Annotated in this window: 13 protein-coding genes; 5 read left to right on the forward strand and 8 right to left on the reverse strand. The window is 74.0% G+C overall.

Annotated elements, in window-relative coordinates:
• Window positions 1-142: 142 nt before the first annotated feature.
• Window positions 143-1,270 (reverse strand): phosphate ABC transporter substrate-binding protein PstS, encoded by a 1,128-nt coding sequence (gene pstS, locus ACW69E_RS03865; protein WP_457496747.1) that lies wholly within the window; start codon window positions 1,268-1,270, stop codon window positions 143-145.
• Between the two features lie 343 nt (window positions 1,271-1,613).
• On the opposite strand from pstS, the gene ACW69E_RS03870 reads away from it, so the two are divergent.
• A complete protein-coding gene (locus ACW69E_RS03870) occupies window positions 1,614-2,849 on the forward strand; it encodes an NlpC/P60 family protein (RefSeq protein ID WP_457496748.1) in 1,236 nt (411 codons plus the stop codon).
• A gap of 168 nt (window positions 2,850-3,017) precedes the next feature.
• Window positions 3,018-4,271: a PP2C family protein-serine/threonine phosphatase gene (locus ACW69E_RS03875; RefSeq protein WP_457496992.1), complete on the forward strand. Its 1,254-nt coding sequence runs from the start codon at window positions 3,018-3,020 to the stop codon at window positions 4,269-4,271.
• Between the two features lie 65 nt (window positions 4,272-4,336).
• Here the strand turns inward: ACW69E_RS03875 and ACW69E_RS03880 are convergent, their stop codons facing one another.
• The 4 genes from ACW69E_RS03880 to ACW69E_RS03895 form a co-directional block, all read right to left on the reverse strand.
• Complete coding sequence (locus ACW69E_RS03880) at window positions 4,337-4,699, reverse strand: DUF2516 family protein (protein WP_256462490.1); 363 nt, start codon at window positions 4,697-4,699, stop codon at window positions 4,337-4,339.
• Between the two features lie 82 nt (window positions 4,700-4,781).
• Window positions 4,782-5,516 carry a hypothetical protein gene (locus ACW69E_RS03885; protein ID WP_457496749.1) on the reverse strand — a complete coding sequence of 245 codons (735 nt, stop codon included), beginning with the start codon at window positions 5,514-5,516 and terminating at the stop codon, window positions 4,782-4,784.
• A gap of 16 nt (window positions 5,517-5,532) precedes the next feature.
• A complete protein-coding gene (locus ACW69E_RS03890) occupies window positions 5,533-5,961 on the reverse strand; it encodes a helix-turn-helix domain-containing protein (RefSeq protein ID WP_457496750.1) in 429 nt (142 codons plus the stop codon).
• Window positions 5,962-6,121: 160 nt separating this feature from the next.
• Window positions 6,122-7,192 (reverse strand): DUF368 domain-containing protein, encoded by a 1,071-nt coding sequence (locus ACW69E_RS03895; RefSeq protein WP_457496751.1) that lies wholly within the window; start codon window positions 7,190-7,192, stop codon window positions 6,122-6,124.
• Window positions 7,193-7,605: 413 nt separating this feature from the next.
• Between ACW69E_RS03895 and wrbA the strand changes: the two genes are divergently transcribed.
• The gene (gene wrbA / locus ACW69E_RS03900; RefSeq protein WP_457496752.1) at window positions 7,606-8,217 is read left to right on the forward strand and encodes an NAD(P)H:quinone oxidoreductase; all 612 of its coding nucleotides are present in this window, start codon (window positions 7,606-7,608) and stop codon (window positions 8,215-8,217) included.
• A 98-nt stretch (window positions 8,218-8,315) separates the two neighbouring features.
• Here wrbA and ACW69E_RS03905 read toward each other — a convergent pair whose 3' ends face one another.
• Complete coding sequence (locus tag ACW69E_RS03905) at window positions 8,316-10,436, reverse strand: flavin monoamine oxidase family protein (RefSeq protein ID WP_457496753.1); 2,121 nt, start codon at window positions 10,434-10,436, stop codon at window positions 8,316-8,318.
• A gap of 137 nt (window positions 10,437-10,573) precedes the next feature.
• Between ACW69E_RS03905 and ACW69E_RS03910 the strand changes: the two genes are divergently transcribed.
• Window positions 10,574-11,125 (forward strand): GNAT family N-acetyltransferase, encoded by a 552-nt coding sequence (locus tag ACW69E_RS03910; RefSeq protein WP_457496754.1) that lies wholly within the window; start codon window positions 10,574-10,576, stop codon window positions 11,123-11,125.
• Window positions 11,126-11,169: 44 nt separating this feature from the next.
• Entirely contained in the window at window positions 11,170-11,421 is a 252-nt protein-coding gene (locus tag ACW69E_RS03915) for a LysR substrate-binding domain-containing protein (protein WP_457496755.1), read from the forward strand.
• Between the two features lie 26 nt (window positions 11,422-11,447).
• On the opposite strand, the gene ACW69E_RS03920 is transcribed toward ACW69E_RS03915, so the two are convergent.
• Both ACW69E_RS03920 and ACW69E_RS03925 read right to left on the reverse strand, forming a co-directional pair.
• Window positions 11,448-11,858 carry a VOC family protein gene (locus ACW69E_RS03920; RefSeq protein ID WP_457496756.1) on the reverse strand — a complete coding sequence of 137 codons (411 nt, stop codon included), beginning with the start codon at window positions 11,856-11,858 and terminating at the stop codon, window positions 11,448-11,450.
• Between the two features lie 76 nt (window positions 11,859-11,934).
• On the reverse strand, window positions 11,935-12,741 hold the full coding sequence (locus ACW69E_RS03925) for a DUF3152 domain-containing protein (protein ID WP_457496757.1): 807 nt from the start codon (window positions 12,739-12,741) through the stop codon (window positions 11,935-11,937).
• Between the last annotated feature and the right edge of the window lie 93 nt (window positions 12,742-12,834).

Consider the following 12,834-nt stretch of genomic DNA (forward strand, 5'->3'; position numbering starts at 1 on the left):
GGGGGGCCCCCCGGCGGGGGGGGGGGGCCCCCCCCGGGGGGGGGGGCCCGGGGGGGGGGGGGGCGGGGGGGGGCGGGCCCGGGGGGGGGGGGGGGGGGGGCCGCCGCCCCCGGGGGGGGGGGGGGCCCCCCCGCCCGCTGCGTCAGGAGAGGGAGGAGATGGTCTCGCGGACCTTGGTGATGATCTCGTCGGGGATCGGGGCGTAGCCGGCGTCGGCCAGCGCGCTCTGGCCGTCCTCGCTGGCCGCGTAGGTCAGGAAGGACTTGGTCAGGTCCAGGGACTGCTTGTCGTTGCCCTTGTCGCAGACGATCTCGTAGGTCACCAGGACGATCGGGTAGGCGCCCTCGGCCTTGGTGGCGTAGTCCAGCTCCATGGCCAGGTCGCTGCCCTCGCCGACGACCTTGCCGGCGGCGATGGCCGCGGAGGCGTTGTCGACGGTGGCCTCGACGGGCTCGGCGGCGCCGGTGTCCAGCTTCACGGTCGGGATGTTGTTGCCGTCGGCGTAGGACAGCTCGAAGTAGCCGATCGCGCCGTCGTTGTTCTTGACGTTGGTGGCCACACCGGAGGAGCCGTCGGCCGACTGGCCGCCCTTGCCGGCCCAGGCCTTGGCGGGCTCGTACTTCCAGGCGTCGGGCGCGGCGGCGTGCAGGTACTCGGTGAAGTTGTCGGTGGTGCCGGACTCGTCGGAGCGGTGGAAGGCCTGGATCTTGGTGGACGGCAGCTTGGCGTCCGGGTTCAGCTTCTTGATCGCCTCGTCGTCCCACTGGGTGATCTTCGAGTCGAAGATCTTGGCGATGGTCTCGGCGTCCAGGACCAGGTCGTCCACGCCGGCCAGGTTGTAGCCGACGGCCACCGGGCCGCCGACCATCGGCAGGTTGATGCCCTGGCCGCCCTCGCAGACCTTCTTGGACTGCTCGACCTCCTCCTCCTTCAGGGCCGAGTCGGAGCCGGCGAAGCCGGTCTTGCCCTGGAGGAACTCCTGGATGCCCGCGCCGGAGCCGGTGGGCTTGTAGTTGACCGCGGAGCCCTCACAGGCCGCCTGGTAGTTCTTGACCCAGATGTCCATCGCGTTCTTCTGGGCGCTGGAGCCGGACGCGAGGAGGTTGCCCTCGCCGTCGCACTTGATGTTGCTGGCGGCCTTGGTGCCGCCGGCCTCGTTGCCGCCCCCGGTGTTGTCGTCCGAGCCGCAGGCGCTCAGGACCAGTGCGCTGGAAACCACGGCGGCGCCGACGGCGAGCGTGCGGAGCCGGTTGGTGGGCTGAAGCTTCACTTCGTTCAGTTCCTTCCTGGGGCCCGCCGGTGGGGACGGCAAGCGGTGAGGTGTGTCCGGGTCTCGTGTTCAGCATGTGGGGCGGTCCGCGTCCGCCGGCGACCGGGCGCGCTCCCCATGAGGCCGAAATTAGGCAGGACAGGTGAAGCGCCCGACGGCCGAGAGTGAACGAGAGGTGAACCTCGGCGGACGGTGCAGTTGACGCGGCCGCCGGCGCGCCGTGGGTGGGACGGGGCCGTGCCCTCTGTTGCGGGAGCGGCCGACGTGGCACCATCCCCGGCTGTGACTCGTTACGCACGGGTAGGGACCGTGTGACGTGCGTGGACGCGCGGAAGGGAGAAGCGTGGAGCGGCAGGGGGGCGGCGCCGGTACGGCACGCCGTGGAAGGCCGTCGGCGGGCGCGGTGTCCGCGGGGGCGGTCGTCTGCGCACTGGTGTGCGCGCAGTTCGCGCTGCTGGTGGCACCGGCGGGAGCGGCCCGCGCGGAACCGGGCGGGCCGGGCGCGAAGGGGAAGGGCGGCGTCCAGACCTCGCCCGCGGCCCCCGGGCCCGGGAGCACGGGGGAGCCGGGGAAGGCCGAGGAGCCGGCGAAGGCGGAGGAGCCCGGGGCGGGAGGGCCGGGCGAGGCCGCCGACGAGGGCTCCACCGCGCGTCTGGAGAAACTCCGCAAGAAGATCGAGAAGCTCCACGACGGCGTGGAATCGGCCACCGAGGAGTACAACGCGGCCGATGAGCGGGCCGCGGAGCAGCGGCGCGAGATCGTACGGCTGGCCCGGGCGATCGTGCGGACCCGGGGGCAGCTGGCCGATCTGAGGGACAGGGCCGGGGCGATGGCCCGGGCGCAGTACCGCGGTGGCGGTCTGCCGCCCTCCGCGCGGCTGGTCCTCGGCGACGACCCGGAGGACTTCCTGCGCGACCTCGGCCTGCTCCACAAGGGCGACCAGGGCGCCAAGGGGCTGATCGCGAAGCTGCGGACGGCCAACGAGGACCTCGGCGAGTACGCGGACGAGGCCACCGGCCGGTGGGCGAAGCTGGAGGCGGACCGCAGGCGCAAGGCCCGGGCCAAGAAGGACATCGAGACCGAGCTGGCGAAGGCCGAGAAGCTGGAGTCGCGGCTGGAGGCCGACGAGCTGGAGCGGCTGCGGGAGCTGGAGGACGAGGCGGCCTGGGCCCGGCAGGCGCGCTGGCTGGAGTCCGGCGTGCTGGAGGAGATCGGCCGGCGGGCGTCGGCGCGCGGCAGGAAGGCCGTCGGGTACGCCATGGCCCAGATCGGCAAGGACTACGAGTGGGGCGCCGAGGGCCCGGGCACCTTCGACTGCTCGGGGCTGACACTGCGTGCCTGGGAGGCCGCGGGGCTGCGGATCCCCCGTACCTCGCAGGAGCAGTGGAGGCAGCTGCCGAGGGTGGAGATCACCGACATGCGTCCGGGCGACCTGATCGTCTACAAGAGTGACGCCAGCCATGTCGGCATGTACGTCGGCGACGGGGTGATGGTCCACGCGCCGCGGACCGGCCGGCAGATCACCACCGCGGGCGCGGGGTCGCTGCCGATCCTCGGGGTGGTGCGGCCCGACGCGTAGACTGCCTCGGCTGGTCACCCGTCGGCCGTTTGGCATATGCCACAAGGCATTCCGTGCAGGGCCCCGGGCCGCTAAGGTCGCCCGGGGCGTCTCCACCCTGACGCCTGTGTGCCCTCGGGGGGAGGGAAGAGGAATTCTGGCATGCCCGTATCGATGGGCGACGAGGTGATGACCGTGGCGCTGCCGCGGCAGTCCACCGGCCCGAAGGCCGGTACTCCCGGGTCCTCCGGGTTCCCCGGCGGGCTGACCCTGCTCGTCGTCGAGGACGACCCGGCGGGCTCCCTTGCCATCCCCGAGCTCCTCGACGCCTCCGGGGGCCGGGTGAGGGTCCGTACCGCCCGCAACCTCACCGAGGCCGAGCGGCTGCTCACCGACGACGTCCACTGCATCCTGCTCGACCTGGCGCTGTCCGACGGCACCGCCGGGGGCGTCCAGGAGGAGAGCGGGGACGAGCTGGACATACTGCGCCGGGTGCTGCGGATGGCCCCCCGGCACGCGGTACTGGCGCTCACCGCCGAGGACGACGCCGAGCGCGCGGCCGAGGCCGTACGCGTCGGGGCGCAGGACTTCCTCTTCCGCGACGAGCTGGACGGCCGGGTGCTGAGCCGGGCCGTCCGCTACGCGGTCGAGCGCAAGCGGGCGGACCTGGCCCAGCGTCAGCTCACCGAGTCACGGCTGCGGGCCCAGGAGAACGCCCGGCTGGAGCGCGGGCTGCTGCCGACCCCGCTGCTGGGCGGCTCCGAGCTGCGGTTCGCCGCCCGCTACCGGCCCGGGCGCTCCCGGGCGCTGCTCGGCGGCGACTTCTACGACACCGTGCGCACCGCGGACGGGACCGTCCACGCCATGATCGGCGATGTGTGCGGGCACGGCCCGGACGAGGCGGCGCTGGGGGTGGAGCTGCGGATCGCCTGGCGTGCGCTGACCTTCGCCGGGCTCTGCGGCGACCAGCTCCTGAGCACGCTCCAGCGGGTGCTGGAGCACGAACGCTCCAGCGACGAGATCTTCGCCACGCTGTGCACCGTCGACATCGCGCCGGACGGCCGGCGGGCCGGCCTCTGCCTGGCCGGGCACCCCGCGCCGCTGGTGGCCGGCGGCGGGCGCGGGCCGCGGCTGCTGCCGCACCACCAGGAGGGCGGCGGCCCGGCGCTGGGCGTCCTGCCCAACGCCCGCTGGCCCCGCACCCAGGTGGAGCTGGGCGGCTCGTGGAGCCTGATGATGTACACCGACGGACTGATCGAGGGCCGGGTCGGCCAGGGCGAGCAGCGCCTGGGCCAGGAGGGCATGCTCGGGATCGTCGGCAACCGGATGGCCGCGGGGCTGCGCGGCGAGGAACTGCTGGACGCCGTACTGGCCGAGGTGCGCGAGCTCAACGGCGACGAGCTGACGGACGACGTGGCGGTGATGCTGCTCGACCGGGGCTGACCCGGACGAGCGGCGGCCGGGCCGTGCGGCCCGGCCCTGCCGGAGCCCCGGATCCGCCCGGCGGCTCAGCGGCCGCCGTTGTACGGGCCGTAGGGGCCGTCGCTGCTGCTGCCGCGGCGGAAGCCGCCCCGGCCGCCCCTGCCGCCCCCGCCGACCTGGATGAGCGCGGGCCGCACGTCGACCATGTAGACGATGTTGGCGATCAGTCCGGCGATGGTCAGGAAGAGCATCCCGAGGAAGAGGTTCACGGCCACCGTGATCCCCAGGATGATCAGCCAGAAGCCCTTGGTCTTCTTGTCCGCGGCGCGGTAGGCGTCCTCACGGCGCAGCACGGCGTCCACGAAGCAGAAGATGCTGAAGATGAGCAGGCCCAGGAACACCCAGGACATCAGCCCGTAGAAACCGTCCAACAGCACGCTGGCCACCATCCTGTCCATGAGCCGGTCGTCGGCCCTCCACGCTACCGGCCCGGGGACCGGACACGAAGTGCGTGCCCGGTCCCGGCGGCGTTCACTCCTGCTTGTCCGTGGGCAGCTTGTCCGACGGTGAGGAGGACCGCTTCGCCGCGGTCTTCCTGGCGGCGCTCTTCTTCGCGACCGTCTTGGGGGTCTCCCCGGCGGCGGCCTTCCTCGCGGCACCGGTCCGGGAGGCCGTCTTCCTCGACGCCGCCGTCTTCGAGGCCGTGGTCCTCGTGGCGGACGCCCTGCCGGGGGTGGCCCGGCGGGTGTCGCCCATCTTGGGGCGCGGCTTCTCCTCCTTGCCGCCCGCCTCGACGGTCACGGCCTCGCCGACCTTGCGCGCGCCCTTCACCGGGAGCCCGCGGCCGACACCGGCGCCGTTCTTCTCACCGCCGTTCCTCTCGCCGCGCCACGTACCCACCGCGCCGCGGCCGCGCCCGGCCAGCTCGCCGTATCCCTCGCGGGCCTTGACGGCGTACTCGGCGGCGAGCCCGACGCCCTGGAGCGCCAGGTGCTGGGCCTGCTCGCGCAGTTTCTTCAGATCGGTGTCGAGACCGGTCAGCGCGGTGGTCAGCCGCGACTGGGTCTGCTTGGCCTGCTGGGCCAGGCGCTCCTGTACGGCCTTGGGGTCGGCGGCCTTGTCCTTGACCGCGGCCAGGCGCTCGGGCGCCGTCTCGCGGATCTTGTCGATCACGCCCGCCGCGAAGTACAGCGGGGTGGGGTCGGTCAGTGCCTTGCGGAGGTCCGCGGTCTTGTCGGCGGCCTCGCCGGCGGTCTTCTCGGGCATGAGGGTCCCTCCTGGGTTACGGGATCTTGGGCTTCGCGCCGGCGGAGGGGACGTCCTCGGCCTCCGGGCCGGAGGCGTCCTCGGTGAGTCCGTCCTCGGTGTGTCCGTTCTCCTTGCGGAACGATCCGTAGATCTGGAGCAGTACCTGCTTCTGCTGCTCGCTGATCGAGGTGTCGGCCAGGATCGCGCTGCGCACCTCCAGTCCCGCCTGCTCCTTCTCGTCGAGGATCCCGGCGCGGACGTAGAGGGTCTCGGCGGAGATCCGCAGTGCTCTGGCGAGCTGCTGGAGGATCTCGGCGCTGGGCTTGCGCAGTCCCCGTTCGATCTGGCTGAGGTACGGATTCGACACCCCTGCGGCATCCGCGAGCTGCCGCAGGGACAGCTGCGCGCTGCGCCGCTGCTCCCGCAGGAACTCGCCGAGATTGCCGACATGCAGTGAAGCCATGCCTCCACAGTGCCTCTCTCCGCTAACTTTTGCAAGCAAGTGCTTGCAGGAGTGTCACCCGCGTGTCCCGGCCCTGCTCCGTGTCCGGCGGAAACGCCGGGGGGGCGGGGAGGACACCGCAGGTGTCCTCCCCGCCCCCCGAAAGGCGCCTCGGCCCGTCTCAGCCCTCGGTGTCGTGCCGGGGCGCGGCCGCGCCCGCGTACGGCTGGTCCCCGGCGCGGTGCCGGCCGCCCGCGCCCCCGGGCACGGCGGCGGCCGCCGCCGCGCGGGCCGCCGCCTCGCGCCGGTTCTTGGTGATGTGCTCGGCCACGGCGAACCCCGCGACCACGACGAAGCCCAGCGCCGCGAAGCCGATCGCCGCGCCGAGCTGGTCGTCGGGGGCGAGGAGGGCCCGGTCCTCGTCCTGCCAGGGCCACAGCGCCCGCAGGCAGCCCGCCACCACACCGGTGAGAACCACCAGGGTGATGCGCTGCCGGTTCTCCAGCAGCCACTGCATCAGCTTGACGAAGGAGGCCAGGCCCAGGAGGGCGCCGAGCGCGAACAGGCCCAGGTAGCCGAAGTCCCGCTCGTTGACGGCGGAGAGGGTGCGCTCGTACAGCCCGAAGGTCAGCAGCAGGAACGAGCCGGACAGGCCGGGCAGCACCAGGGCGGAGACCGCGATCGCCGCCGCGGCCACGATGACCAGCGGGGTGGCCTCCACCTCGCCGGGCGGCAGGCTGACGATCACGAAGGCGGCCGCCGCGCTCACCAGGGCCACGACGGCCTCGCCCGGCCGCCAGGAGGAGGAGGCGCCGTTGGGCAGCGGCGCCCGCGAGGCGAGGGAGAAGGGCACCCACAGCGAGGCCAGCACCAGTCCGAAGAACAGGGCCCGGCTGTGCACCGGCTGCTCCTCGACCCAGCCCTCGACCAGCCCGGCCATCAGCACCAGCGCGGCGAACATGCCGATCATCAGCGGGACGATGACGCGCCACTGGACCTGGCGGACCTCGTGGAGGGCCCGGGTCAGCCCCCGCCCCCGGGGGAGGTCGGCCAGCGCCAGCCGGACGCCGGTGACCAGGCGGCTCGCCGAGCCGATGGCCGTGTCGTACACGCCGACCACCAGGGCCACGGTGCCGCCGCTGACGCCCGGGACGGTCTCCGCGGTGCCGATCAGGGCGCCGCGCACCAGGTTGAGGCCGTGTGCCGGCCAGGACGACGGCTTTGCTGCCCTGTGTCGCTGGGTTTCCCCCACCAGAGCTCCTTCGGTGCTGGTCGAGTGCTGTGGGACTGTCCGCGCGCCGGTTCCCGGGAGCGCCGGGGCGGGCGTGGCAGACACATTGTTCCCGATGCCGGATCCCCCGGTCCGCGGAGGGTCGCGGGTCCTCCCCGGGCGGTACGGCTCGGGCCGGAGCGGAGGGGGGGACGGAAAGGGGGACGGGAGGGGACGGGCGACTGGTTCCGGGCGGTCGGGCGTGCGGGGTTTGACCGGCCGGGGATGTGAAACCCGCCGCGGACCGCGGAACGCCCCGTGCGCCACCGTCCCACCGCGCCGTCGCAAAGCGGGTGAAAGGTGCGTAAGGGTGCATAGAGTGGCGGTCGGCAGACGGTGAACCGAACGCGCCGCGCCCGAGCGGCCGGCGGCGCGGGCAAAGGAGTCGGAACCAGATGAGCGATGTCAAGCTGTCCGTGATCTACTACTCGTCGACCGGGACCATCCACAAGATGGCCAGGCGCCTGACCGAGGCGGGGAAACAGGCGGGTGCGCAGGTGCGGCTGCGGCAGGTCGCCGAGCTCGCCCCGGAGGAGGCCATCGCCTCCAACGCGGCGTGGAGCCAGCACTTCGACAACACCAAGGACGAGCCGAAGGCCACCGCCGACGACGTCGTGTGGGCCGACGCCGTGCTGTTCGGCACGCCCACCCGGTACGGCAACGTCGCCAGCCAGCTCAAGCAGTTCCTCGACACCCTCGGCCCGCAGTGGCAGCAGGGGCTGCTCGCCGACAAGGCGTACGCCGGCTTCACCGCCTCCCAGACCGCCCACGGCGGCCAGGAGACGACGCTGCTGACCCTCTACAACGTGCTCATCCACTTCGGCGGCATCCTGGTGCCGCCCGGCTACACCGACCCGCTGAAGTTCACCGACGGCAACCCCTACGGCGTCTCCCACGTCACCGGGCCGAACAACGACGCCCCGCTCACCGACGCGGAGTACGCGGCCCTCGACCACATGGCGCAGCGCGTGGTGCGCATCGCGGGCCGCCTCAGGGGCGAGGGCTGACCGCCCGCCGCAGGAGCGGGCGGCCGGGTGGGGGCGGGTGACGGGCCGCCCCCACCCGCACCCACCCACCCGGCCGCGCCGGACCGTGCCGGGCGCCGTCAGGCCCGGTGGACCTCCAGCGCCGCCCGCACCGCCGACTCCAGGGCTCCCTCGATCCACGCCGTCCTGATCGAGGTGTGGTCCCCCGCGAAGAACAGCGGCCCCTCGCGGCGGCCCAGCAGCGGGAACAGTTCGGTGTGCTGGCCCGGCAGCAGCACGGCCGCCTCGCCGTACGCGTACGGGTCGCGCTGCCAGCTCTGGGTGCGCCCGGCCCCGGTGTAGAAGACCTCCACCCGCTGCCCGTAGACCTGCTGCACACCGCGCAGGGCGTACGGGTAGCGGGCCTCGTCGTCCAGGCAGTCCCAGCGCCGGGCGTCGTCCGCCCAGCTGTAGGAGGCCAGCAGGACGCCGCCCTCGCTGCCCTCGACCCGGTGCGAGGGGTTGAACATGAACCGGTTGGGGTTGTCGCACACCGACCCGCCGCCGGTCACGCCCGCCGCCTCCGGCTGGTCCCGGGAGATCCAGCGGCAGGCGGTGTAGTGCACGCGCTGGGCGTCGGAGATGTGGCCGCGCGGCACGGACGGATGTGCGCCCAGCAGGCTGCCGTCGTCCGGCGCCCTCCCCAGGCGGTAGGCGTCGTACAGCCCCGGGCGCACCCGCTCCAGCTCCCGCTTCCAGTCGGCCTCGTCGAACTCCCACCAGCGGCGGCCGAACTCCAGCAGCACCTTGGTGGCGCTGTCGTAGTGCAGCTCGGTGACGGCCCGCCGCTTGCCGTACGACAGCGCGGGGGCGATCTGGACGTGCCGCAGCCCGGAGAATGGCACGGTGAGGACGGCGAAGTCGCCGGTGAACTGCTCGCGCACCACAGCGCCGTCACGGCCCTCGGAGACGGTGTCGATCCACACCGCCGGGCCGTCGGCGCCGATGTGCGGGGTGTCGTCGCCCGTGCCGCGCCCGTTCCCGCGGTACTCGACGCGGGTGGCGCGGCGGTCGAAGCGCACCGGGACCTTCAGCTCCCCGAGCTCCTTCAGCAGCGCGTCCACCAGGGTGGCGGTGCCGCCCTGAAGCTCCCAGAAGGCGGTTCCGGGGTTGATCAGGGACCAGCCGATGAAGCTGTGCAGGAAGGACAGGGGCAGGCGGGAGGTGAGGTTCTCCAGGGTGCCGATCAGGTCGATCGTGCGCTCGTCGAATCCGGCGTGCTCGGTCAGGAAGCGGTGCATCGACCAGCCGCCGAACCTCTGAACCACCCGGGCCCAGCCCTCCAGGCACTGCGGCAGCGGCTTGTTCACGCGCTTCCCGTCCGGCCCGACGGTGCTGTACTCGTCGCGCACCGGGTCCAGGACCCGGCCCAGGATCTTCGCGGCGGGGACGTCCAGGTACTTCTCGGGCACGCCGAAGGAGCGGTTGACCGCCCGCGGGTCCTTCGCGTAGTCGGCGCGGCGCGCCCGGACGCCGTTGACGGCGATCCAGGTGCGGTACGCGGGCCCGCCGCCGGCGTCCACGTCCACCAGGTGGAAGCGGCGGCGCTTCAGCCCCAGCTCGTCGATCAGCCCCATGACCAGCGGGTGGCTGCCGGGGATGCGCATGGCTCCGGCCTCCGCGTACTGCCTGGGGTCGGCGAAGGGCTGTTCCGCGCCCTCGTGGCCGCCGGTGCGGAAGGTCTTGATCCGGCCGCCGGCCCGGTTGCCGTTGGCCTCGACGACGGTGACGCGGTGACCGGCGCGGCCCAGCAGCAGCGCGGCGACCAGCCCGGCCGGGCCCGCGCCGACGACCAGCACATCCTTGCCCGGTGCGCCGGACGCGCCCGGTGCGCCGCTCCCCGCGGCGCCGGAGCGGGGCAGGCCGCCGCGCAGGATCCTCTCGTACCGGGGGGTGAGCTCGGTGCCGTCCTCGTCCAGCAGGAGGATGGCGCGGGCCACCGCCAGGGCGGCCTGCCCGGCGGTGGCCGAGGGGTCAGGGGAGGGCGCTCCGGGCGCGGCGGCGGGTGCGGCCGGCGCGGCGGCGGCGAGCCCGGCGACGGCTGCGGCCGTGGTGGCGCCGGCGGTGAAACGCCGCCGCGACAGCGACGGAGCGGCTCCGGCGGTGCGGCGGGCGGCGGGTTCGGTGGTGGGTTCGGTGATGGGTTCGGCGGTGCTTCCGGCGGTGCTTCCGGCGGTGTGATGGTCTTCGTGGGGAGCCATGGCTTCTGCCTAAGGCCGCGCCGCCCCGGCGGGCCGTCGGCGCACGGGACGACCTGCCGGATTCCCCCGTAAGGGAGCGGCTTTCGGATGCGAAAAGCCGTTGGGGAGCGGCGCGCGTCTCGGGCAGTGTGCCCCCCATGGACCTCATGAGCTCCGCCCACGTCGCCCTGCGCCCCCTGGACGAGGCACTGCTGGAAGACCTGGCGGCCACGGCCGCCTCCGACGCCGACCACGGCGAGGTGATGCCGCCGACCGAGGACGGCGGCGGGCCCGGCTGGACGGCCGCCCGGCGCGAGGCGTTCGTCCGCTTCCACCGCTCGCGCTCCCTGGGCCCCGAACCGGTGGAGACCGTGTACGCCGTCCTCGTCACGGAACCGGGCCCGGACGGCCGGCCGCGGGAGGCGGTCGCCGGAGCCGCCCGGCTGGCCCCCGCCCCGGAGCCGGGCGCGGTCGAGGCCGGGCTGTGGCTCGGCCGCTCCCACCGCGGCCGGGGCGTCGGCACGGCGGTGCTCGCCCTCCTCCTGAACGAGGCCCGCGCCGCCGGCGCCACCCGGCTGCTCGCCCGTACGGACGCGGCCAATGCCGCCTCCCGCCGTCTGCTCGCGGCCGCCGGAGCCGGCCTGGAGAGCGGCGGGGACGGGACGGTCACGGCGCGGCTGCCGCTGACGGACCGGCACCGGCCGGCCTGATGTTGCGGTTGAAGCGGAAGAGGTTGTGCGGGTCGTGGGCGGCCTTGGGCGCCGCCGCACCGCACGTCCTGGCCGAGCTCGCCGCACGCGGCCTGGGCGTCGCCGTGCTCCCGGCGGGCTCGGCGGCGGAGGCCGGGGACCGGCTGCGGGCGGCGGAGATCGTACGGCCGCGGCTGCGCGGCCGGATCGCCCTGGCCTGGCGTGCCGACGGCCCCTCCGGGCCGGCGGCCCGGGCCTTCCTGGCCCGGCTGCGCGAGGCGATGCCGCCTCCGGCGGCCGCTTCGGAACGTCCCTGAGCCGGGACCCGGCCGACCCGGGGCCGTCAGCCGTGGGGCCGCGCCGCGACGATCACGTTCCCGTACAGGTCGGCGAAGTGCAGCGAGGCGCCGTCCGCGCCCTCCCGCAGATCCCACATCCGTACGCCGTGCTCGCGCAGACGGGCGGCGACCGCGCCCAGGTCGTCGGTGTAGAGGACGAGCAGCGGTTGTCCGCCGGTCTGACGCCCGACCAGCCGGCGCTCCTCCTCGCCGGTGGCGGGCATCAGCCACAGGCCGGTCCCCTCCTGCCCGGGGACGCACAGGTGCAGGTACCGGTAGCCGTCCACCGTCCGGTCGTACAGCACACGCAGTCCGAGGACATCGCGGTAGAACGCCAGGGCGTCGTCCGGATCGTCGACGAGGACGGTCAGACGGCCGAGTGCGGAGAACGGGCTCCGGCTGTGCTGGGAAGCCATGGTCTGACCGTAACCGCCCCTACTGACAGTGCGGTCGGCCCGGACCGGCCGGACGCCGCGGCCGCCGCGGGGCGGCTTACGGCACGGAGGGGCCGCCCAGGTAGGTGCCGTCGGTGTCGTAGGGCCAGGCGTTGGCGACACAGCCCTTGAGCCCCTTGATCTGCTGCATCATCGCGGGCGCGGGCCGCCCGGGGCCCGGGCAGGTCTCGTGGCCGTGGCCGATGCGGTGGCCGACCTCGTGGTTGACGATCAGCGCCCGGTACTCGGTGACGGGCCCGGCGAACTGCGGCGAACCCAGCACCCAGCGCTTGAGGTTGACCACCACGGTGGGGCCGACGGCGCAGTTCAGCTCGCCGCGGGTGTTGAGACCGGCGGCTCCGCAGATGGCGTCGGCGGTGCCGGGGGTGGCGATCTTGACGGTGAAGTCGGCGGGGCCGTCGGCCACCAGGCGGAAACCGTTGACACCGTCGTTCGTCCAGCCGCGCGGATGGGCGAGGATCGCGGCGACCTCCTGCGCGGCCTGCTCGGCGGAGAGTTCGATGCCGTCCTCCACCTGCACCCGGTAGGTGCGGATGGTGCCCTGTCCGACGGCCTCGCCAGAGGCCTGCGCGGTGGTGAAGGTGCCCGGCCCGGTCGCGGGGACCGGGATCACCGACGGCTCGTCCGGTCCGGCCGGCTCCTGCATGGAGGGCGAGGGCGAGGGCGAGGGGGACGGCGACGCGGAGGCGGAGGGGGAGGGCGGGGGCGAGGGCGGTACGAACACCGCCTCCTCGGAGGCCCTCAGCTCATCCGGATCCTGCGGTGTGGCCATGGTCCGGGACTCCGCGGAGTCCTGCTGGGCGACGAGTAACCCGCCGAGTGCGAAGGCCCCGACGGTCGCCATGGAGGCCAGCACCCGTATGTGCGGGCGTCTATGGCGGCGGCTCCCCCGGCGGGCCCGCCTGCCCCGGCTGCCCCGTCCGTCCTGACGACCCCG

Source organism: Streptomyces sp. SS8 (assembly GCF_054072955.1).

Bases quoted from the DNA above. Each gene is read 5' to 3' on its own strand.
- ACW69E_RS03875 (WP_457496992.1), top strand. From the start codon at position 3,018: ATGACCGTGGCGCTGCCGCGGCAGTCCACCGGCCCGAAGGCCGGTACT.
- wrbA (WP_457496752.1), top strand. From the start codon at position 7,606: ATGAGCGATGTCAAGCTGTCCGTGATCTACTACTCGTCGACCGGGACC.
- ACW69E_RS03885 (WP_457496749.1), bottom strand. From the start codon at position 5,516: ATGCCCGAGAAGACCGCCGGCGAGGCCGCCGACAAGACCGCGGACCTC.
- ACW69E_RS03905 (WP_457496753.1), bottom strand. From the start codon at position 10,436: ATGGCTCCCCACGAAGACCATCACACCGCCGGAAGCACCGCCGGAAGC.
- ACW69E_RS03880 (WP_256462490.1), bottom strand. From the start codon at position 4,699: ATGGTGGCCAGCGTGCTGTTGGACGGTTTCTACGGGCTGATGTCCTGG.
- ACW69E_RS03925 (WP_457496757.1), bottom strand. From the start codon at position 12,741: ATGGCGACCGTCGGGGCCTTCGCACTCGGCGGGTTACTCGTCGCCCAG.
- ACW69E_RS03920 (WP_457496756.1), bottom strand. From the start codon at position 11,858: ATGGCTTCCCAGCACAGCCGGAGCCCGTTCTCCGCACTCGGCCGTCTG.
- ACW69E_RS03890 (WP_457496750.1), bottom strand. From the start codon at position 5,961: ATGGCTTCACTGCATGTCGGCAATCTCGGCGAGTTCCTGCGGGAGCAG.
- ACW69E_RS03910 (WP_457496754.1), top strand. From the start codon at position 10,574: ATGGACCTCATGAGCTCCGCCCACGTCGCCCTGCGCCCCCTGGACGAG.